Origin of the sequence: Ruegeria sp. HU-ET01832 (assembly GCF_040371315.1) — a bacterium.
In the GTDB taxonomy this organism is placed as follows: domain Bacteria; phylum Pseudomonadota; class Alphaproteobacteria; order Rhodobacterales; family Rhodobacteraceae; genus Ruegeria; species Ruegeria lacuscaerulensis_A.
On sequence record NZ_BAABWL010000002.1, the window covers coordinates 809,925 to 830,363 of the forward strand.

The 20,439-nt window shown below is 54.2% G+C and carries 17 protein-coding genes; 12 read left to right on the forward strand and 5 right to left on the reverse strand.

Annotated features, from left to right (window positions below; genetic code table 11):
• Nucleotides 1-25 precede the first annotated feature (25 nt).
• From ABWV79_RS09215 to ABWV79_RS09225, 3 genes are all read left to right on the forward strand, one after another.
• Entirely contained in the window at nucleotides 26-1,198 is a 1,173-nt protein-coding gene (locus tag ABWV79_RS09215) for a dipeptidase (protein WP_170356697.1), read from the forward strand.
• A gap of 121 nt (nucleotides 1,199-1,319) precedes the next feature.
• Complete coding sequence (locus ABWV79_RS09220; protein ID WP_170356698.1) at nucleotides 1,320-1,649, forward strand: DoxX family protein; 330 nt, start codon at nucleotides 1,320-1,322, stop codon at nucleotides 1,647-1,649.
• Between the two features lie 76 nt (nucleotides 1,650-1,725).
• Nucleotides 1,726-2,979, forward strand: coding sequence for a carbohydrate porin (locus tag ABWV79_RS09225; RefSeq protein WP_353391517.1), 1,254 nt, complete (start codon nucleotides 1,726-1,728; stop codon nucleotides 2,977-2,979).
• Nucleotides 2,980-3,510: 531 nt separating this feature from the next.
• Here the strand turns inward: ABWV79_RS09225 and ABWV79_RS09230 are convergent.
• Nucleotides 3,511-4,185, reverse strand: a complete 675-nt coding sequence (locus tag ABWV79_RS09230) for a TetR family transcriptional regulator C-terminal domain-containing protein (protein WP_353391519.1) — start codon at nucleotides 4,183-4,185, stop codon at nucleotides 3,511-3,513.
• 88 nt (nucleotides 4,186-4,273) lie between these two features.
• Between ABWV79_RS09230 and ABWV79_RS09235 the strand changes: the two genes are divergently transcribed.
• The 8 genes from ABWV79_RS09235 to ABWV79_RS09270 are packed head-to-tail and all read left to right on the forward strand — an operon-like array spanning nucleotide 4,274 to nucleotide 14,368.
• Complete coding sequence (locus ABWV79_RS09235) at nucleotides 4,274-5,143, forward strand: ABC transporter permease (protein ID WP_170549885.1); 870 nt, start codon at nucleotides 4,274-4,276, stop codon at nucleotides 5,141-5,143.
• Complete coding sequence (locus tag ABWV79_RS09240) at nucleotides 5,140-5,928, forward strand: ABC transporter permease (protein ID WP_170752062.1); 789 nt, start codon at nucleotides 5,140-5,142, stop codon at nucleotides 5,926-5,928. The genes ABWV79_RS09235 and ABWV79_RS09240 overlap by 4 nt, the downstream gene beginning before the upstream one ends.
• A complete protein-coding gene (locus ABWV79_RS09245) occupies nucleotides 5,925-7,022 on the forward strand; it encodes an ABC transporter ATP-binding protein (RefSeq protein ID WP_170752059.1) in 1,098 nt (365 codons plus the stop codon). The genes ABWV79_RS09240 and ABWV79_RS09245 overlap by 4 nt, the downstream gene beginning before the upstream one ends.
• A 19-nt stretch (nucleotides 7,023-7,041) precedes the next feature.
• Nucleotides 7,042-8,103: an extracellular solute-binding protein gene (locus ABWV79_RS09250; protein WP_234899375.1), complete on the forward strand. Its 1,062-nt coding sequence runs from the start codon at nucleotides 7,042-7,044 to the stop codon at nucleotides 8,101-8,103.
• Between the two features lie 60 nt (nucleotides 8,104-8,163).
• Nucleotides 8,164-10,227: an oxidoreductase gene (locus ABWV79_RS09255; RefSeq protein WP_353391521.1), complete on the forward strand. Its 2,064-nt coding sequence runs from the start codon at nucleotides 8,164-8,166 to the stop codon at nucleotides 10,225-10,227.
• Nucleotides 10,224-11,456, forward strand: coding sequence for an aromatic ring-hydroxylating oxygenase subunit alpha (locus tag ABWV79_RS09260; RefSeq protein WP_171125941.1), 1,233 nt, complete (start codon nucleotides 10,224-10,226; stop codon nucleotides 11,454-11,456). Before ABWV79_RS09255 ends, ABWV79_RS09260 begins: the two co-directional genes overlap by 4 nt.
• Nucleotides 11,449-13,011 carry a trimethylamine methyltransferase family protein gene (locus tag ABWV79_RS09265; RefSeq protein WP_171239178.1) on the forward strand — a complete coding sequence of 521 codons (1,563 nt, stop codon included), beginning with the start codon at nucleotides 11,449-11,451 and terminating at the stop codon, nucleotides 13,009-13,011. The genes ABWV79_RS09260 and ABWV79_RS09265 overlap by 8 nt, the downstream gene beginning before the upstream one ends.
• Nucleotides 13,012-13,063: 52 nt before the next feature.
• The gene (locus ABWV79_RS09270; protein WP_353391723.1) at nucleotides 13,064-14,368 is read left to right on the forward strand and encodes an aminotransferase class III-fold pyridoxal phosphate-dependent enzyme; all 1,305 of its coding nucleotides are present in this window, start codon (nucleotides 13,064-13,066) and stop codon (nucleotides 14,366-14,368) included.
• 281 nt (nucleotides 14,369-14,649) lie between these two features.
• On the opposite strand, the gene ABWV79_RS09275 is transcribed toward ABWV79_RS09270, so the two are convergent.
• The 4 genes from ABWV79_RS09275 to ABWV79_RS09290 form a co-directional block, all read right to left on the reverse strand.
• Nucleotides 14,650-15,336 carry a c-type cytochrome gene (locus ABWV79_RS09275; protein WP_353391524.1) on the reverse strand — a complete coding sequence of 229 codons (687 nt, stop codon included), beginning with the start codon at nucleotides 15,334-15,336 and terminating at the stop codon, nucleotides 14,650-14,652.
• A gap of 404 nt (nucleotides 15,337-15,740) precedes the next feature.
• Nucleotides 15,741-16,571 carry a glutathione S-transferase family protein gene (locus ABWV79_RS09280; protein WP_353391525.1) on the reverse strand — a complete coding sequence of 277 codons (831 nt, stop codon included), beginning with the start codon at nucleotides 16,569-16,571 and terminating at the stop codon, nucleotides 15,741-15,743.
• Between the two features lie 167 nt (nucleotides 16,572-16,738).
• Nucleotides 16,739-18,502, reverse strand: coding sequence for an adenylate/guanylate cyclase domain-containing protein (locus ABWV79_RS09285; protein ID WP_353391526.1), 1,764 nt, complete (start codon nucleotides 18,500-18,502; stop codon nucleotides 16,739-16,741).
• A 532-nt stretch (nucleotides 18,503-19,034) separates the two neighbouring features.
• Complete coding sequence (locus tag ABWV79_RS09290) at nucleotides 19,035-19,613, reverse strand: adenylate/guanylate cyclase domain-containing protein (protein WP_353391725.1); 579 nt, start codon at nucleotides 19,611-19,613, stop codon at nucleotides 19,035-19,037.
• On the opposite strand from ABWV79_RS09290, the gene ABWV79_RS09295 reads away from it, so the two are divergent.
• The gene (locus ABWV79_RS09295) at nucleotides 19,578-20,222 is read left to right on the forward strand and encodes an IS6 family transposase (RefSeq protein WP_502949858.1); all 645 of its coding nucleotides are present in this window, start codon (nucleotides 19,578-19,580) and stop codon (nucleotides 20,220-20,222) included. The two genes, ABWV79_RS09290 and ABWV79_RS09295, sit on opposite strands and share 36 nt — an antisense overlap.
• Nucleotides 20,223-20,439: the final 217 nt, after the last annotated feature.

Sequence of the window (20,439 nt, forward strand, 5' to 3'; positions counted from 1 at the left end):
GAAAGACGACGGAGAGGACGACACAATGAAACGAACAACAGGGCTTGCTCTTGCAGTGGTGGTTCTGGGTGGCCCGGCAATTGCTCAATCCGCGCCAAGCGACGAGGAGATCGCCGCCCGCATCGAAAAACTGGTCGAGATGGCCGACCCGCGCGGCGATGAGGCGCGTAGGGGCGATCTGGCATATCGGGAGCGCTATGCCGACGCCTTCATGATCGACGCGTTGGCGGTCGGATCGCCGGGGTTCGAGAGTATTGCTTTCCTGCTGAAGGATTGGGAGAGCCTTGCGGATCATTACGAGGGGTCCGGGTTCGCGGCCTTCAGCACGACAATTTCGAACGGCTCGGAAGGCGCGCTCGCGGTGCTGGAACGTATCGACGTGATGCAGAAATGGGTCGAGGAGAACGCTGAGCGCTTCGTGATTGCCACGACCGTTCAGGATCTGCGGGATGCCAAGGCTGCCGGAAAGGTCGCGATCATGCTCAATTCCCAGAGCATGGACATGCTGGATGAGAACCTCGAAAACGTCCAAAGATACTGGGATCTCGGCATCCGGCAGATGAACTTCAGCTACAACCAGACCGGCGCCTATTCCGCCGGCATGGTCGCCAACGATCCGGCTATTCCCGATAACGGCGTGACCGAGTTGGGCTACAAGGTCGTCGCCGAGATGAACCGTGTTGGCATGATCGTCGATTGCTCGCATTCCTCCTGGCAGACCTGCCTTGACGCCGCCGAGATCACCGCGAAGCCGATGATGATCTCTCACAGCAACTCTGATGCGCTCTTTGGCAATTTCCGAAACGTCACGGACGCGGCCATCCGCGCGGTTGCGGCAACCGGCGGCGTGGTGTGTGTCAATTTCCTTGGCGGCTTCCTGAATCCGCAAGGGGACGCCACCCCCAAGGCGATAGCCAAGCATATCGACTATATCGGCCAGATGGTCGGCAAGCAGGCGACATGTTTCGGTGTTGACTACGTGGAGAACTACGGTGTCGCCCTCGGTCCGATCATCAGCAACCCGGAGAAATACCCGCCGGCGCAGGGCTATGGCCTGCCGACGCAAATGGCGCCGCCCGCCGATGCCTGGGCTGTCGCGCAGGTTCTGGAAGACGAGCATGGTTGGAGCGAGGCCGAGATCCGCGCGTTGATGGGCGAAAACCTCATGCGCGTCTACGAGGCCAACTGGGGCGGGTAGGTCTTCTCCAAGGCTGCGAAAGTGTTGCGTTGGGCGGTCAATTGATCGCCCGAGCAGGGGACGAACAGGGAATGGAACACCAGATGATATTCAACCATGCCCGCAGGGGCCGGCGACACTCATGTTGATGATCGCAATTGGCCTGCTGTCCGCGTTCTTCTTGTTCGCCAGTTCGATCAAGATCCTTGGCTGGCAGAAACTCATCTTCGAAACGCAACTGGCGATGTTCGTCAAATACGGGCTGAATCGTCAGATCATGGCGCTTGTCGGGGTCGTCGAGCTGTTTGGGGCGGTGGCGATCTGGTTTCAGGGCAGCCTGCTCGGGCCGCTCGGGGCCGCCGCCCTTCTGGGCACGTCGCTTGGCGCAATCGGCTGCCACCTGATCTGGGACACATGGAAAGACGGCGTGCCCGCCATGATTACCGCCACCTTGTCGGCCTTGGTTCTCTAGTCCGGTCGGGATGTGGTTCTGGCGATACTTGCATAAACAGGCCGAAGAAAACCAAAAGCAACAAGAGAGAACTGACATGGGACAGGCAAGGCTTCTCGGTACGGTCATCGTTGCTGGCTTCTGGGTCTCAAGCGGAGCCATCGCGCAGGAAAGCCCGCCACCCTCCGCCCTGGAGGCCGCCGCCGCAGTCTCGCTGGGTGGCCCGGCCTCCACGCAGGCCCAACTGGAGCAGGACCGGATCCGACGGTTGCAGGACTCTCGCTGGCCGGGGCTGGATGCCGCATTGGACCCCTTCGAGGCATCGCGACAAAGCTTTGCCGAACGCACCGGCCTGAACCTTTCCTTCGATTACCAGGCCTATTATCAGTCTGCGACCGAGAGCCTGACCGATATCGAAGAAGCCGCTTTGGGCCAGGCCCGCATTCTTGGCCAGTGGACGCTGCTCAACCGCGGTGGTGAAAACCCCGGGCAACTTGTCTTCTCATTGGAGAACCGCCACCTGCTTGGCACAGACATTGCGCCCGGAGGGCTTGCCGGAGAGATCGGCTATGCGGGCGTCACCGCAACGACTTTCAGTGACACCGACACGACCCTCTCCGTCGCCTACTGGTCCCAGACTCTCGCCGGCGGGCGGGCCGGCTTCGTGGCCGGCCGGATCGATCCGGGAGACTACTCGGACATCCTCGGCTACGTGAACCCACGCACCACGTTTTCCAATTTCTCGATCCTGTTCAGCCCGGTCCTGCCGCTCCCCGATCCCGGCTTCGGAATCGCGGGGGGCGGTTTCCTGACCGACCAGATCTATGCCCTCGGTGTCTTGTCGGACACGAACGGCTCGCTGACCGATGTCGAGTGGTTCCCCGGTGGCCCCGAATTCTACAAATACGCCGAGATCGGATGGACCCCCGAACGCTCGAAGCGTTTTCTAACCAACGTTCACCTCGGCGTGTTTCACGTCGACGAACGCGCAGAGGCGGGCCTGCCGGAAAGTTACGGGGCGATCCTGTCAGCCAACCACACGATAAACGAGGAGTTCATGATCTACGGACGTTTCGGCTGGTCGGAGGGGGAGGCGCCGATCGCCCGGCGTGCGGCCAATGCCGGTCTTTTATGGCGGCCGGGCCTCTATGACGACCTGTTCGGGTTCGGCGCAACGGTCGCTGCCCCGGTGGATGAAACACTCGACACCCAGACGACGATGGAAGCCTTCTACCGGTTGGACCTGTCGGACAATGTCGCCCTGACGGCGGATGTCCAGCACCTGATCAACCCGGGCTTCAACGATCAGGACCCGACCGTGTTCGGCCTGAGGCTGCGGATCAATCTTTGACCCGCAATGACTTTCGGCGCGCATTCCCGATGCCCGGCGTCCGTGCCGGTTGTCGAAGCGGTGCCTGGTCAGGCAGTGAATTGACCTGCCTGGTTACAACAGTCTGCGGCTTGATGAACAGAAACCTGCGTGTTCAGCGTATGTAGCTCAACTTGCCGACTTGCTGTGTTTCCGAAAACTGCCGTTCCCGGTGTGTGACCCAAGAGTCCGCTAAGGGCCGATTGCGACCTCTTGCACTAAGAGACCGATTGGCGGCTTCGTCCGCAAAACAGACGCTCGCGAAAATTCTGCGAATGATCGCTTCGAGCCCAAAGGCGACTTAGGCTACGGGCGCAGCATTTGTCGTTTTGGGCGGAACGCGGTCTTTCGCTGCACGTGCAATGGAAACCTTTCTTCGGGGGAAAGCGGGCGTTGGATTTCGTCCAATGCACGGGGGTGTTGCATTTAGACGCCGGGGAATTCGCCAATACCAGCAGTCGGCTTTCCAAGAACATGCTGTTTTTCTGTCTCAAATCTGAGCGTCCCGAAATCTCACAATTTAAATTTTTCGGGGAAAAGTCCGCACAAGAAACGTCTGATAAGATCAACAGAGCGTCGTCGTGAAAAACCCTGCATATCTGTTAGGTAATTGACCCACATACCTTCCAGCAAAGCCAGCGTTCCGGCAGTGGCATCGTCCACCAAGTTTGGGTCACGCTCGTTTTTTTGAGCTATCTCCTTAAACGCAAGCCGCAATGTCTCGACAAGTTTTTGATCCTGAGTGCTGCTGTAGCGGGCAATGCCTGGGTGTGAGCTCGCGATGCCGCGAAATGCATGCCAGATTTTTGTACTTCTTGGATTGAGCAGTGCTTCGGACAGATCCGCCTCGATCACAGCCATCACTCGGTCTTCGGGCGATGCATCCGAGCCCAGATCGGTCATTTTGTCCATCTCGGAATAATATTGGGCACTGAAATGCTGGGCTGCTGCCGTCAGCAAATTGTCCTTCCCGCCGAAATGCAAATGGATCATTCCGCGTGACAAACCAGAACGCTCGCAGATGCAGCTGACCGTCGTATCGGTGACTCCAATATCCGCGATAGAGTCCAGAGTCGCCTTGATCAGAAGTTGCTTACTGGCATCTGGATCACGTTTCGAGCCACGTTTTCTTCCTCTAACGTTTTCCACTTTATTCAATAATTCCATTTCCTTGATAGCATCACTCAAGTCTTTCTCACAGGAAGATTGACACGAAAGACCGTTCTGGCGCAACATTTAATGGACGATCGTCCATTAGTGACTCGTGAAAATCCGGATGGGAGTTTGGGTAATCTTTCGTAGCGAAGCATCCCGGGGCTATACCCTCAGCGCACCAGCCACGGCTTATGTGGGCTTTCTGGTGGCGGCTCCGTTGTTGATCCTGATCGCCTATTCGTTCTGGACGCAAACCTACGTAACGCTCGACAAGACGCCGACACTAAAAAACTATAGCGACGCGTTTGCTGATCCTCTGGTTAGACACTTAATGCTAAGGTCGATCTGGATTGCCGGAGCAGTTACAGCAGTTACTGTCGCATTGGCATATCCCATCGCTTATTTCATCGCGATGAAGGCCCGTAAAAAGACCATCTGGCTTCTGCTCATCACCATTCCATTCTGGTCTAGCTACCTCCTGCGTGTATTTGCGTGGAAACTCATCCTGGGGTTCAACGGCGTAATGAATTCTGCACTGCTGATGCTTGGTCTGATCGACGAACCGCTCGACTTCCTTCTCTACAATGAATTTGCAGTCGTGCTGACGCTTGCCCATGCTTGGGCGCCATTTGCGATCCTGCCGATCTATGTCTCATTGCAGAAGATCGATCCGAGCTTACTAGAAGCCGCCACCGACCTCGGTAACAGCCCTTTTCAACGCTTCATGCGGGTGACGCTGCCACTAACCATCCCGGGGATCATTGCTGCTTGTCTGATCATATTTATTCCCACGGTAGGTGACTATGTGACCCCGGCACTGGTTGGCGGGTCGGATGGAAAGATGATCGCCAACCTTATTCAGGTGCAGTTCGGGGCCGCCAACAACTGGCCACTCGGCGCCACCCTTTCACTGATCGCGATGCTATCGGTTGGCTTTGTCGCTATAGTGTTTGTAATTACCGCCACCCGGCTAGGGAGGCGGATAAGATGAGACGCCCTTCGACCCTGACAGCCTACGCCTTTCTGTATTTGGTTTTTCTTTACTTGCCGGTCCTTTTTCTGCCCTTGTTTTCATTCAACAGCGGCACAATCGTTGCCTTTCCCATCAAGGGCTGGACGCTGGACTGGTATCGGAAGCTGGGCGAACAGGATACCTTGATCCAGGCCCTTTGGAATTCGCTTGGCGTCGGCACCGTCGTGGCACTTCTTTCTACCGCTATGGGATTGTTCGCCGCCCGCGCCTTTGTTCGGTACCGTTTTCGGGGTCAGCGTGCTGCCGAAGGTCTGGTGATGCTGCCTTTGGTTATACCGGGCATTATCGTCGCTTCTTCAATGCTGGTTCTGTTTTTGTTTATCGGCCTTAAGCCGTCTTTGCTGACCGTCGTTCTGGGTCATACATTTCTTGCGCTGCCGTTTTCCGTCTCGATCCTGAAGTCTGCGTTTGATGACTTCGATGCGTCGCTGGAGGAAGCATCATACGATCTAGGTGTCGGCGTGTTCGACACCTTCCGCCGCGTGACGCTTCCGGTCGTTTCCCCGGGTATCGTCGCAAGTTTGCTGGTCACTTTCACAGTCAGCTTCGACGAGTTCGTGCTCGCCTTTTTCCTGTCCGGCAACCAACCAACCTTGCCAGTCTACATCTGGAGCCAGATTCGTTTCCCCGCCAAGCTTCCAAACGTTTTGGCCTTAGGCTCTATCCTGCTGCTTTCATCGGTTCTACTTTTGGTGCTGGCCGAGTATTTCCGGCGCCGCTCATCCGCATCAGGGGTCCAATGACAGAAAAAAACATCATCGAACTCAGGGGCGTCGAGAAACGCTATGGCACTTTTCTTGCGGCTAGCGGGATCGACCTCGATCTCAAGGAAGGCGAGTTTTTCTCACTCCTCGGCCCATCGGGATGCGGCAAAACCACGGTATTGCGGATGATCGCTGGTTTCCAAGAGCCGACCAAAGGCACCGTACTGATCGACGGTCAGGATATGGATGGTGTGCCTGCCAACAACCGCCCGACGAACATGGTTTTTCAGAGCTACGCCATCTTCCCGCACCTGAATGTTGGAAACAACGTGGCTTATGGATTACGTGGCAAGGCCCCCAAGGCCGAAATCGACCAGCGTGTGGCCGAAGCCTTGGAAATGGTCGAGCTGGGCGGTCTTGAGGATCGCGGCGCAAGTGAGCTGTCAGGCGGGCAGCGGCAAAGGGTGGCGCTCGCCCGTGCGCTGATCATGCGACCCAAAGTATTGTTGCTAGATGAGCCCTTGTCGGCCTTGGACAAGAAGCTGCGCGAGCAGATGCAATTTGAAATGCGTAATCTGCAGCAATCGCTGGGTATCACCTTTGTGATGGTCACACACGACCAATACGAGGCGATGACAATGTCTGACCGCATTGGCGTGATGTTCAATGGGCGGCTAAAGCAGGTGGATACGCCAACAACGCTTTACGCCCGGCCCTGCGATCAGCAGGTTGCCAGTTTCATCGGTGAGATGAACATTTTGCCTGCCCAGTTGCTTGAGGAAAATGGCGATACGCTTTCAATCGACGCGAAGGCCTTTGGCCAAATGGAGATTGAAAAAAACCCCAACGTCGCAACCAGCGCCCGAGATATGAACATCGGTATTCGACCCGAACAATTGGAAATCACCTCTGAAAAACCCGAAGACTATCCATCAACTGTTCAGGGCAAAGTCAGCAACGTCGCCTTCTATGGCGAGAACATTCACTACCACATTCAGGTTGCGGAAACCGACAAGCCGATCTCGGTCTCGGTTCCGAACTACTTTCACACGGTTGATTTCAATCGCGGCGACGCAGTTTGGCTGGGAGTCCAAAGCGCCAGCGTGATCGATCTTGGCACTGACACAGAATAAGACAATGGGAGGAAAAAAATTGAAACTTCAGGGAATTGCGGCCTTCGCATGTGCGACGGCAATAAGTACAGGAAGCGCCAGCGCCGGTGGAGCTGATCTGACGGTATTTGACTGGTCGGGATATGAAGACCCGGGATTCTTTGCCAGCTACATGGAAAAATACGGGAATGAAGCACCGAGCTATTCCTATTTCGGTAGCCAGGAAGAAGCCTTTACCAAGCTAAGCTCCGGATTTACAGCTGATTTAGCGCATCCTTGTTCCGACGCGGTCAGAAAATGGGTCGCAGCCGATCTGATTCAGCCGCTGGACGAAAGCAAGCTGACCAATTGGGCGGATGTGCTGCCCGAGATCAAGGAGGTCGACGCCATCGTTCTGGACGGCCAGCTTTACATGTTGCCGTTCGAATGGGGGAACACGGGTCTTATCTATCGCACCGACAAGATCTCGGGGGACGATATCTCACTGCAATTGCTGGCCGACCCGGCCTATGCCGGTAAGATCGCTATCCCGGATGCCGCATCATCTGCTTATGCGTTAGCGGCGCTGGCTACTGGAAATGCTGACGACTACACCAACTTGAGCGATGAGCAGTTCAAGGAAGCGTCTGACTTCCTGCGCTCGATCCACCCGAACATGCGCTTTTACTGGTCCGACGCAGGTCAGTTTGACCAGGCCATGACCAGCGGCGAGATCGAATTCGGTTGGGCCTGGAACCAGTCAGAACTAAACCTGATCTGGAATGAGGTGCCTGCCGCGATGATGCGAGACGTCGACAAGGGTATCGCGACCTGGGCGTGCGGCTACGTGCATCTGAAATCATCCACGACACCGGTCGATCAGGTCTATGATCTGTTGAACGCGCTTACCGACCCGGCCAGCGGTCAGTACATCATCGACAACTGGGGCTACCCGCATTCGAACGCAAAAGCGTTCGAAGTTGCCGATCAGGCCAACATCGAAGCCTATGGTTTCTCCGATCCAAAAAGCTTCTTCGAGGGCAGTTTGTTCTTTGATGCGGTGAACCCCGAGCTTGAGGCAAAAATGCTGGCGGAGTTTGAACGGATCAAAGCCGGCTTCTGATTCAACAGTATCTCCGGGGCCAACCAGCCCTGGAACACAAACACAGGAAAACGCGTGAACATGCCAGACGCGAACCCATATGCTATGCTCTTGGAACCGGTTCAGATAGGGCCAGTCACTGCCAGGAACCGCTTCTATCAGGTGCCTCATTGCACCGGGCTGGGGCACCTCCGACCAAGGGCGGATGCTGCCGTTCGTGGAATGAAGGCCGAAGGCGGGTGGGCGGTGGTTTCCAATCAGGAGACCGAGATTCACCCGACTTCTGACCTTTCTCCTTACGCCGAAGGGCGGCTATGGGACGCGCGCGATGTGCCCGCGTTGCGGCTGATGACAGACGCAGTGCATGCACATGGTGCGCTGGCGGCTATCCAGCTGGTTCATAACGGCAATCATGCGCAAAACCTGCTTACCCGCGCCCCGGTTCTTGCACCTTCCGAAATGTCTGTCGACACTACACACCCCAAGCAGGCGCGGGCTATGGATAAAGCCGACATTCGGGAATTTCGCCGTTGGCACCGCGAGTCCGCCTTGCGCGCGAAAGATGCCGGATTTGACATCATTTATGTGTATGCCGGGCACAACATGACATTGGCGCAACATTTCATGCTGCCGCATATGAACCAGCGTAGCGATGAATATGGTGGGTCGCTCGAAAATCGCGTGCGTCTGACACGTGAACTGCTGGAAGACACTCACGAAGCCGTGGGCGACAGCTGCGCTGTGGCGTTCCGTTTTGCTATTGATGAGATGATGGGTGCCGGGGGCATGCAGGTAGCAGAAGAAGGCCGCGCCGTTGTCGAGCTTTTGGCCGATCTTCCTGACCTATGGGATGTGAATGTGGCTGACTGGTCCAATGACAGTGCCACGACTCGTTTTCAGCCAGAGGACGGATATCAGAACGCGTTTCTGTCCCACGTTAAACAGATCACCCAAAAACCTGTGGTTGGTGTCGGTCGCCTGACGTCCCCCGACATGATGCTGTCGATGGTCAAAAAAGGAATTGTCGACCTTATCGGTGCCGCGCGGCCATCCATTGCGGACCCTTTCATACCAAAAAAGATCGGGGAAGGCAGGATCGACGAAATCCGCGAATGCATCGGCTGCAATATCTGCGTGTCGTCGGACAATCTGGGTATCCCGATCCGATGCACTCAAAACCCTACGATGGGTGAGGAATGGCGACGCGGTTGGCACCCCGAGATCATCGCGCCGAAAAAGAGCAACGCGGATACTTTGGTTGTTGGCGGTGGCCCTGCCGGTCTTGAATGCGCCATGCAGTTGGCAAGGCGAGGATATCAGGTGACCTTGGCCGAAGCGTCAGCCGAATTGGGCGGGCGGGTTACGAAGGAAAGCAAACTTCCCGGCCTCGCAGCTTGGTCCCGCGTCGTCGACTATCGTCTGCATGATTTAAAGCAACGCGGCAACGTTCAGCTTTTCACTGACAGCAGGCTTGATGGCGATCAAGTGGCAGAGCTGGGCGTCGAACACGTCTTTGTAGCCACCGGCAGCCTTTGGCGAACCGACGGCATGGGCCGTAACACCCAGCGCCATGTGCCACAGATCGAGCAAAGCGCCAATGTGCTGACGCCTGATGACATAATGAATGGTGTTCTACCGCCTGATGGCCCGGTCATGATCTATGATGACGATCATATCTATCTGGCAGGAGTGATCGCCGAAAAACTGGCGACGGCAGGATACCAGGTGGTCTTTGTCACGCCGGAGAATTTGGTTTCAGCTTACTCCATCAATACTTTGGAGCAGCCTCGCATTCAGGCCCGTCTGATGGAGCTTGGTATCGACATTCGTTGCAATCAGGTGCTGACGGCGGTTCAAGGTGACATGGCCCGCATCGGTTGTGCCTTTACTGGTCGCGAAATGGATATTCCATGTGCCTCGACAATTCTGGTCACTGAACGTCAGCGTGAGACGACGCTATATGACAGCTTGCGCGGGCTCAGGTTGAAAACCGTCGAACTTATTGGCGATGCCGCTTCTCCAGGGCTGATCGTCGACGCAGTCTTCGCGGGCCACCGCGCGGCCCGTGATTTTGAACGCCCCAAGGCAGAAGCAGACCAGGATTGGTTTCGCCGCGAGATAATCGATTTGGAGGAAACGAGATGAACAGCCGACCGTTTGAGTTGGATGCGCTGATAGCCTCGCACCAGTACGGCCACGCCCTGCCGCGCGAATTCTATACCTCCCAAGACATCTATAACTATGACATCGCCAGGGTCTGGAACCGCAACTGGCTTTGGGCAGGTCACGTCAGTCAAATCCCAAGCCCCGGTGACTACTTCCTGTTAGACTATGGCCCGGAGAGCATTATCGTTGTTCGCGACCGCGATGGCGACATTCGTGCTCATTTGAATGTCTGCCGCCATCGCGGATCTCGCGTCTGCACTGAACAATCCGGCAACGCCCGCGTTCTTGTTTGCCCCTACCACGCATGGACATATGAGCTATCAGGAAAACTTCGTGCAAGCCACAATATGGGGGAACAATTCGACCCGTCAAAGTTTGGGCTTCTTCCCGTTCAGGTGAGTGTCTTCAAGGGCCTGATCTTTGTCTGTGCCGATGCAAACACCCCATCACTTGATCCTGTCCTCAGCAAACTTGAGCCACTCGTCGAACCCTATGGCCTGAACGATTTGAAAGTAGCGCATACCGCGTCATTTCCTGTTCCCGCGAATTGGAAACTAGCGGTTGAGAACTACCTTGAATGCTACCACTGCGGGCCAGCTCACAAAGAGTATTCTCGCTCCCATAGCTTGAAATCACCGCAAGACATGGCTGGTTTGGTCGAACCGCTAAAGGCTAGGGCTGTAGAAGCCGGGCTGTCACCCAATGAATTGACTCTTGTCGGCGACGCTGCGCTGACCCCATTTACCAGCGGGTACTATCGTCGCTATCCGCTTTACCAAGGCTACAAAACCGGCAGCCAATCGGGCGAGGCACTTGCACCATTGCTTGGAACGCTCAAAGGCTTCGACGGTGGCGCAACTGACTTTGATATTGGTCCGTTGAATTGGTTCCTGATTTATTCGGATCACATGGTCGGCTACCGCTTCATTCCACGAGGCTTACAGGAAACCGACATTCAGGTGGTCTGGCTGGTTCGCGCTGACGCCGAAGAAGGCGAAGACTACGACAAAGAAGACCTGACCTGGCTTTGGCATGTCACATCTTTGGATGACGAACGCATCATTCGCCACAACCAGTCCGGCGTAAATTCTCAATACTTCCAACCGGGCCCCTTGGGCGAGATGGAAACCTCGATCCAGGACTTCTACGATTTCTATTTCAACATGATCAGCCCGGACCCAGAACAAAGGATGTCCGGTCATGGCTGAGGCAAAATCACGCCGTCGCGGCGGCGGCGGACGCGCCGCGCGCATCAAGGTTCAACAGGCTACCACGGGCAATGAGGCCGTACGTGGAGGCCTAAGTGGCGGCCGCTATAAACCGCTGACCCAAGCAGATATGGAGAACATCCATCAAGCGGCCTTAACCGTTGTGGAAAACACGGGCGTTACCGACCATTTCCCGGAATTGCTTGATCTGGTGCTTCCCAAAGGCGCAGTTTTGAATGACCTCAATAGGCTGTGCTTCCCCCGCGCCCTTATGGAAGACATCCTGGCGGCTGCCGCCAGAGAGTTTTATGTCTATGCCCGCGGTGAGCGTGCAGGCAAAGACGACATGCATTGCTCGGCCGAGAGTGTCTATTTCGCCAACTCTGGCACCGCCGTCACAACCTTCGATTCCGAGACCAAGTCCTATCGTCCATCGGTTCTGCGCGACGTTTATGATTTCACCCGACTAGTGGACCGCTTGGACAACATCCATATGCTGGGCGACACAGTTTTGGCCACCGACGTGACCGATGATTTCGCTCACGACATGAACACCATATATGCGATGCTCGCAGGCAGCCAAAAGCCTGCCTGTCTGACCTTTCGCGACCGCAGCCATATCCCGCATGCCATCCGCATGTTTGATTTGGCTCACGGTGGTGAAGGGGCTTTCATGAAGAAGCCAAGCGTCATATTTGGCGGCTGCCCAATGGTTTCCCCCTTGCGGATCGGCAAGGAGAACATGGAAATCCTGATTGATACTGCCAAACTTGGTCTAACTGTCGATCTGGCCGTGCCTCCTCAGGCCGGGGCCACAGCCCCCGCGACGCTTGCGGGAACACTGGTGCAAACCGTGGCCGAAACGCTGGCCTGTGTTGCCATTGTAAACCTCATCACACCGGGCTGTCCGGTCTGCTTTGCCGCCTGGCCCTTCATCACAGACCTGCGTAGCGGATCGTTCACCGGCGGCAGCGGTGAACAGGCTCTCATCGGGGCGGCAGCCATTCAGATGGGCAATTTCTACGGCCTTCCCACATCCGTTGGCGCAGGCATGACCGATGCAAAAATACCCGACGCGCAATACGGGTTGGAAAAAGCACTGACCTTCACGCTTGCCGCCCATGCCGGTGCCAATCGTTTGTGCGAGTTCGGCGGTATGATGGGTAGCCTGATGGGATGCAGCTTTGAAAGTATGGTCATCGATGACGAAGCGGGTGGTATGATCCTGCGATCGTTGCGCGGGATAGAGGTCACGGATGAAACCATGGCGGTAGATGTGATCCACCAGTGTGCCATCGACCCAGGTCATTTCCTCGGTAACCCTCACACGCTGAACTATATGAACACCGAATTTGTCTACCCGCGGCTCATGGATCGTGAGCGTACAGATACATGGGAAAACGAAGGCAAAACTGATCTATTGGACCGCGCCCGTGACAAGGCCAATTCCATTCTCGACAGCCATTTCCCCAACTACTTCGGCGCCTCAGACGCTCAGGTGCGCGAAGAGTTCCCAATTGTGATGAGCGCAGAAAGCATGGCCCGCCGTGGATAACTCTAACGCCAAGCACTGGGACAACGACCATTTCCTGCACCCGTGGGAAGGAATGGCAACTTTGGGCAAAAGCGACCGCACTTTTATCGAAGGTGCCAGCGGCATCCATGTGGTTAACGAAATAGGCGAACGCTTGATCGACGGACCAGGCGGGATGTGGTGCACTCAGATCGGTTATGGGCGAGAGGAGATGGCCGAGGCCATGGCTGAGCAGGCTCGAAACCTCGCCTATTTCTCTCCCTTCAACAACGCCAACTCAACTGCCGCGCTGTTCGCACGCGAAATCGCCAAACGTGCGCCGGGCGACTTGAACAATGTCTTTTTTACCACCGGCGGTTCGACTGCGGTGGATACGGCCATCCGCTTTGTCCACTTTCGAAACAACCTTTTGGGTCGGCCCGAGAAAAAGAAGATCATTTCAAGGCAAAAAGCCTATCACGGAAGCACTTATCTGGCGGCCAGCGTCAGTGGAAAAGAGCGTGACAGGCTTTGGCTAGACAAGGCGGATGACCTCGCACATTTCCTGCCCGACGTGAATCCGCTCTACCGTTCACCTGGTCAAAGCGACGAGAGTTTTCTAAAGGAGAAAATTTCCGATCTTGAAAACGCCATTGTAGCTCTTGGCCCCGAAAACGTTGCCGCTTTTATCGCCGAACCGGTTCTGGCATCTGGCGGCGTGATCGTGCCGCCGAATGGATACCACAAAGGCTGCCTAAACATCTGCAAGAAGTATGATGTTCTATATATCTCCGACGAAGTGGTGACGGCATTTGGGCGATTGGGCCATTGGTTTTCGTCAGATGCTGTTTTCGGCATTCAGCCTGACATAATCACTTGTGCCAAAGGAATAACATCTGGGTACGCGCCGATGGGTGCCGCGGTTATCTCTGACCGATTGATCGCAGACGTTGGAGGAAAAGATGCGACCTTCTCAAATGGCTACACCTATTCTGGTCATCCGGTTAGCGCGGCTGCGGGTTTGAAGAGCATTGAGATCATAGAGCGGGAAAAACTTCTCGAACACGTTCAAAAGGTCGCTCCGGTTTTTCAGGATCAGCTGCAGCATTTGCGACAGATTGATATCGTTGCCGATGTGCGCGGGATGGGGTTGATGGGATGCGTACAATGCTCAGTCGATGGTGATCCCCGGAGTGATCTGGGATGCGACTACGAGATTGGCGGCCAGATCGATATAGAATGCCAAAAACGTGGGTTATTAGTTCGACCTATTATCAACATGTGTGTTCTTTCACCGCCCCTTATCATCAGCGAAAGTGAAATTGAGCAGATGTTTTCTATCTTGCGCAAGGGGCTTGAAGCGACACGAACGTGGCTTGGCGGAATCAGTGAACAATGAAGAGCTTGCGCCACTATTGCGGATGTCCGCAGACCGGTATGCCACCGCAGCATTTGAATTCCGTCCTAAATGTCCGCAATGGGCCGTTGTCACACATCCCGACAAAATGACTTATCGGCAGCTTTGTCCGCAAAGCGGTCGCTCGCGACATTTCGGCGAATGTCTGCTTCGAGCCCAAAGCGGACACCAAAACACTAAGATCTATCTCGCTCAGCCCCCCAGACGCCAAACAAATAGCTGTACCACAATGTGCCACCCCTAGCGACCTCTCGTACGAAAAATTAGGGATCGGGTAGAGGCGGGATGGTGCGTAGATACATCACGATAGCCTCAAGGTCTTCGGGCGCCATTGTCGCATAGTAGGCGTAACCCATCGGCGGTTGCATTTGTGTCCCGTCTGGGCGTTCACCCGAAACGATCATGGTTTTCAGCTCTTCATCCGTATATCCGATCAACCCATCTTCGTGGCTGGTGATATTGGGAGCGACGGATACCCCCCACGGTCCATGGAACTCGAACCCACCTGCGCCAAGATGAGTTTCGAACATAGGACCCTTGGGGCCGAATGTCGTATGGCATTCCGTGCAATGCGCGACTGGCCCTGCGAGATATGCGCCATATTCGACAGTTGCGCCTTGTGGTGGCGCTGAAACGGTATCAATCGGCGGACCGTAGTCCGGAGGAAGTGGAAAGCCATACGTTGAACCGGGCGTCTCATTGCCACTCGAAGGCATTGTTCTGAGAAACATAACCATCGACATGACGTCGTCGTCACTCAGGCCGCGATATAAGCCGATCGGCATAGGCGGCCCTATGACCGTACCATCTGGACGAATACCTTCGCGTATCGCTCGGGCAAGCTCTTCGTCACTCCAATCCGCAACCCGGCTACCGGGTGTTATGTTGACAGCCCAGGCCTCCATCATGTCGTTCTTTTCAACCATCATACCGCCCAACTCGTTGGACATATCAGGCCCACTTGGTCCTTGAGGTGTATGGCAATTTCCGCACGCCGCAGGACCACGGACGAGGTATTCACCACGTTCCAAACTCGGTTCGGACATCGCCGCAAACGGAAAAGAAATAGCTGAAATAGCTATGATTAGTTTATGCATAATTTGTCCCCCCAACGTTGGGTGTGAACCGGTCAACAATAAAATACTCTTTTAAAGTCCCAACAATTTGAGATTATACATTACTTTGAGAAAATCCAAAAACTATGCCGCTCCACTTTCGCTTCATTAACGAAACTTCCGTTTGATCTGCAGGCAAAAAGTGATTTGTAGAGTTCTTTCCAACCTCCTGAAGCCGATTGCATAGGGCGAGCTTTCACCCATGATGAATGCCATCAGGAGGTTGGATTTAGGTAAGCCTAATTTGTGCGGGCTGGTCCTAGTCCCGCATTGGCGACAACCAAACCAAGTTCTTCGTCTGAAACCGATCCAGAATACTTGTCCCGCGGAGGCATAGGTCTGGTTTTCCAATGTGGTTCAAACGTGAAGCTGGACATTTTTCGACCGTCCACCAATGCACCGTTCCCTGCGCCCAGTGCGTAATCATAATATAGTTTAAGAATCTCTTCTTCCGTCACCTGATCAGTCGCTGCGTGTTTCAAACAGGCAGCTCTCCATTTTTTGACACGGGCATAATCGTCGCCAATCGGCAATTCGAAATCCTCATAGTAGTCAAGAAACCAAAAACGCTTGAATACCGGCGTAAAAACCGCCTCTGCTAATCCGAATTCATCAAATAAGAATACCCCGTCCGGATTGTGGGCAAGCAGGAAGTCGTTGAGATCGCGGTACAGTGCAAGCAGCTTTTCGTTGTGCGCATCTTTCTGCCCTTGGTCCTGGTTCATGACATAGACATAGCCTGCCATCGTGAATGGACCCTCCTTGGCAATCAACATAGACTCCACTGCATGTTCGCCGGGGTCAGAGCGCCGCAGTTTTGGCCCCTCAAGTACTTCATCAAGGTAACGAAGAATAACCAGACTTTCCTTTACAATCTGACCTTCTGCGGTTTCGAGAACTGGAAGCGCCGTTGTTCCTCGTGTTTTTCTTAGAAGCTCTGGATCGCGAGGTTTCGTGATGTCCACGACGCGGAATTCAACTGCATCTTGCAGACCTCGAAGTGCCAACAGAATCTCAAGACGCTGAGAAAAGGGGCATACAGGGATATGATAGACGGTATGCTTTGCCATATTGATTAATCCAGTGGAGAGCCGATGAAGGTCACGTCGTGTTGCTACCACTTTAGGCTAAGGATTGTTTGCCACAAAGAAAAAGCCTGCAATGTCTTCAAAGTAGACATCTGCCACGATTTAGAAAATGACCGCATCGAGCCTCGAACGGGCTTCTTTACGTCTCATTAATCCGGCAATCCTGCGGCTTTCAGGCCCGCCACAATCTTTAGTCTGTGCTCTTCCTTTGCATAGGGCAATTGGGAATTCAGCGTGGATACCGTAGCTACAGGGATCAATTCGAGAAGTATCGAACCGGCCTCCTCTGCTTCTTGTAATTTTCCCTGCGCCGTTCTTACCGCCGACAAAAATATATAGTTCATAGGAAACTGAGGCGCGTTTCGTATTGCTGCCTGCAAGTATTCGATAGCTTCTTCATAACGGTCAAGCTGCAACATTAGGTGACCATAATTAAGAAGGTAAATGGGCGGAGTATGTGGTTCTAGCCGCATAGCCCGGTCCATTGGCGCAATTGCTAACTCCGGTGTTCCCGCGTAGATAAGTGAAGAAGCCTGCCACAGATGTCCATCAGAGGAATTAGGGTCCAATGATAAGGCTGTTTCATGCTCAGAAAGAGCTCTTTCGAACCCATCGCCCCACATATGCATCCAACCCAGAAACGCGTGGGCGGCAGCAAGGTTTGGGTCTATCTTGGCGGCACGTTCGGCCTCAGCCAATGCTTCGTCGAACGCATTGTGGTGGCTGTTCCACTTGAAAAACCAAGCATGGAATTTTAAGTAGCTTCTAACGGCCATAGCATAGGCGAAGTTTGGGTCAGCTTCTAAAGCTTTGGTGAATATTACCTGCGCTTCGGCGTTGGCTTGCGGACCCGGTTCACGATAGCGCAGTCGGCCTTTGAGAAACCAGTCACGCGCTTCAGTGTTTTTTGTGTATTGACTGCCAAGACGATTTTCCTCGCCTTCCCGCAATTGTATAGACAGCGCGTCGACAATTTCTCTTGTAATCTCGTCTTGCAGGTCAAAAATATCTTCCAGCGTTCCGTCTCTGCGATTGGCCCAGACGTGACTTCCATTCGCTGTTTCAATTAACTGAGCGTTCATGCGAACCCGGTTGCCTGCCTTACGGATACTGCCCTCAAGAACATAGTGCACACCCAACTCCTTGCCGACGCGTCTCAGATCTACTGCCTTGCCTTTGTAAACAAAAGAAGAGTTGCGACCGATAACTAACAAGCCAGACAATTTTGAGAGGTCGGTGATCAGGTCCTCTGTCATGCCATCTGCGAAGTACTCCTGCTCGGCATCGCCTGACATATTGTCAAATGGCAAAACAGCTAAAGACGGAATGTCTGGCAGGCGAGGGGCCGAAATTAGTTCTGAATCCGATGTGGGCTTTTGAATAGTTTTGACATCATTCGCCTCGCCCACCCATTTCCAGACGCGGATTGGCTCAACGATGTTTTTAACTAGCTGGTCACCCGCGTCTTGAAAATGCACATTCAGCCGGTGCTTGATTTGTTCATGGACTGACGCCGAAATGCAAATCCCGCCAGGATCGGAAAGTGTCTCCAACCTTGAGGCCACGTTGACCCCATCGCCATGAATGTCGTCGCCTTCCACGACGACGTCACCGATATTGATGCCGACGCGAAAAATAATCTCCTCATCAACTGGGAAGTTTCCGTTGCGTGAATGGATGGATTTTTGAATATCGTAGGCGCATGAAACCGCGTCGACAGCGCTTGCAAACTCCGTCAGTACTCCGTCGCCCATCCATTTGACCACTCGACCTTCGTGTTTTGCAAAGGCGGGCTCGATGACGTTTTGCCGTAGTTCGCGCAAGTGCTCTAACGTCCGTTCTTCATTCGCGCGGACGAGGTGCGAGTAACCCACGACATCTGCTGCAAATATTGCAGCAAGTCTTCGTTTCATGCACGCCCCTCCCTAAACAGGGTAGATTAGACTCACCAACAACTGAAATCCAGTTTTTGATTGTATCTCCCGCTCAACAAGATTGCGGCGGCTAAGCTAAACACTATCGGCAACTATTGGTTCTTGAAGCAACAATGCCGTGAGAGAATTTTCATCCAGCGCCGCTGCTATAGCGCGATGTAAAAACCAGAAACTACAACGTGTTTTCGAGCTGGAGGCCGCATTGATATGTTCTGGTGTGCACCGAATTAGTCACGCATTTTCAGTGCAGTGAAAGTTGTGTCGATGAGTGTCGGCTTTGTCCGCATAGCAGTCGCTCACACCGAGTGCGGCGACTGTCTAATTCGGAGTCCACTTTGACCGATGCTGCGCGATACCCCAATTACAGCAATGCGCAGAAAGTGGATTTTGCAAAGTCTGACAATATCTAGCCTCCAAGCCCTGAGTCAAAAACGAAAATCATCGGGCGAAAAGCAAAGCAACGAGCGCAACTACGCCCGATGTAGATGCGCTTGTCAGGTTGCACGAATGGTCATAGTGCATGGATATCGAACAGATCAGAGAAACCTTTGATCTTTGTTCTACCAAATGTCTCCAACACATTTGCCCCTTCCAACAGATCGTAGGTTTCTTGATCAATCAAAATACGGCTTCCGTTTTTCTGCGTTTCTGCCTCGAGGCGAGCAGCAAGGTTCACGGTCGATCCGATACAAGTATACGTCGCTCGATTGTCCGTACCGGCATAGCCGGCGACCACTTCTCCAGTAGCTATTCCGATACCGATTTTTAGGTTACTTTTCCCTTCTGAGCGCCGTTCGAGATTCAAAATCTCAATCATGTTGTGCATTTCATGCCCTGCCGCCACCGCACTTTGCGCGGAGTTTGGCAGCGGTTGCGGAACTCCGAAAAGAGCCATCAAACCGTCTCCCAGCATCAGGCTGACAATTCCGCCGTTGCTAGTAACAGCCTCGAACATCAACGTGTAGAAGGTGTTGAGAAGGTCAATTGTTTCCTCGGGAGCGAGGTTCTCCGATAGGGCCGTAAATCCAGCCCTGAGATCATCCGCCTTGCGGTGATGTTGTACATCCGATTTCCGCTCTCGCTTCGGAATGTTGAAGACCTACTGCATGAACGCGGGATCGATGTCAGCCATGAAACTGTCCGATATTCTTGGCGCAGGTTCGGGCCGGTGTTTGCCGCTGAGATCCGACGAACGCGTGTTCAGCAACAGCGCGCATTCTCGAATTGGAAGTGGCACGTGGACGAGGTCTTTGTGAAGGTGAATGGCAAACGCCACCATCTCTGGCGTGCGGTCGATCACGAAGGTGAAGTGCTGGAAGCGATTGTTACAAAACGCCGAAACAAAGCTGCAGCGTTGAAATTTCTTAAGAAATTAGTGAAACGCCACGGCAAAGCTGAAGAAGTAGTCACAGATCGCTTAGCATCCTACAAGGCGGCGCTCAGAGATTTGGGCGCTCTGGAAAAACAGCAGAAGGGCAGGTGGCTCAACAACCGCGTCGAGAACTCGCACCTACCTTTTCGACGACGCGAACGCGCGATTCAGCGTTTCAGGTGCTTGCGAAGTTTACAGAAATTCGCCTCCGTCCATTCCTCCGTCTACAATCACTTCAACCAGGAACGATCGCTCACCAGCCGAGACATCTTCAAGCTGACCCGCAGCGCTGCTCTCGCCGAGTGGCGTCAACTTTGTTCCGGATAGGTTCGCAGTTTCCGCGGCAAACTGAGACTGGTTCGAATTCGTCTGACGGCACCTCCAAACCTGTCTCCGGATCGATGACCCGCCCGTTCGTTATGACTATATCGTAGTCCTGCGCTGAGCAGGTCGTGGCAATAGCCACAAAGATTGCAGAAACAAATGTGCGGTACATGAGTTTGACCTCCGTGTTTCCAGCGTAAGGCGATAAAGGAGCAGATCA

What these genes read in the sequence shown, in the direction of transcription:
- ABWV79_RS09215 (WP_170356697.1), top strand. Translation starts at nt 26, where the DNA reads ATGAAACGAACAACAGGGCTTGCTCTTGCAGTGGTGGTTCTGGGTGGC.
- ABWV79_RS09220 (WP_170356698.1), top strand. Translation starts at nt 1,320, where the DNA reads ATGTTGATGATCGCAATTGGCCTGCTGTCCGCGTTCTTCTTGTTCGCC.
- ABWV79_RS09225 (WP_353391517.1), top strand. Translation starts at nt 1,726, where the DNA reads ATGGGACAGGCAAGGCTTCTCGGTACGGTCATCGTTGCTGGCTTCTGG.
- ABWV79_RS09235 (WP_170549885.1), top strand. Translation starts at nt 4,274, where the DNA reads ATGGGAGTTTGGGTAATCTTTCGTAGCGAAGCATCCCGGGGCTATACC.
- ABWV79_RS09240 (WP_170752062.1), top strand. Translation starts at nt 5,140, where the DNA reads ATGAGACGCCCTTCGACCCTGACAGCCTACGCCTTTCTGTATTTGGTT.
- ABWV79_RS09245 (WP_170752059.1), top strand. Translation starts at nt 5,925, where the DNA reads ATGACAGAAAAAAACATCATCGAACTCAGGGGCGTCGAGAAACGCTAT.
- ABWV79_RS09255 (WP_353391521.1), top strand. Translation starts at nt 8,164, where the DNA reads ATGCCAGACGCGAACCCATATGCTATGCTCTTGGAACCGGTTCAGATA.
- ABWV79_RS09260 (WP_171125941.1), top strand. Translation starts at nt 10,224, where the DNA reads ATGAACAGCCGACCGTTTGAGTTGGATGCGCTGATAGCCTCGCACCAG.
- ABWV79_RS09265 (WP_171239178.1), top strand. Translation starts at nt 11,449, where the DNA reads ATGGCTGAGGCAAAATCACGCCGTCGCGGCGGCGGCGGACGCGCCGCG.
- ABWV79_RS09270 (WP_353391723.1), top strand. Translation starts at nt 13,064, where the DNA reads ATGGCAACTTTGGGCAAAAGCGACCGCACTTTTATCGAAGGTGCCAGC.
- ABWV79_RS09275 (WP_353391524.1), bottom strand. Translation starts at nt 15,336, where the DNA reads ATGTCCAACGAGTTGGGCGGTATGATGGTTGAAAAGAACGACATGATG.
- ABWV79_RS09280 (WP_353391525.1), bottom strand. Translation starts at nt 16,571, where the DNA reads ATGGCAAAGCATACCGTCTATCATATCCCTGTATGCCCCTTTTCTCAG.
- ABWV79_RS09285 (WP_353391526.1), bottom strand. Translation starts at nt 18,502, where the DNA reads ATGAAACGAAGACTTGCTGCAATATTTGCAGCAGATGTCGTGGGTTAC.
- ABWV79_RS09295 (WP_502949858.1), top strand. Translation starts at nt 19,578, where the DNA reads ATGTTGTACATCCGATTTCCGCTCTCGCTTCGGAATGTTGAAGACCTA.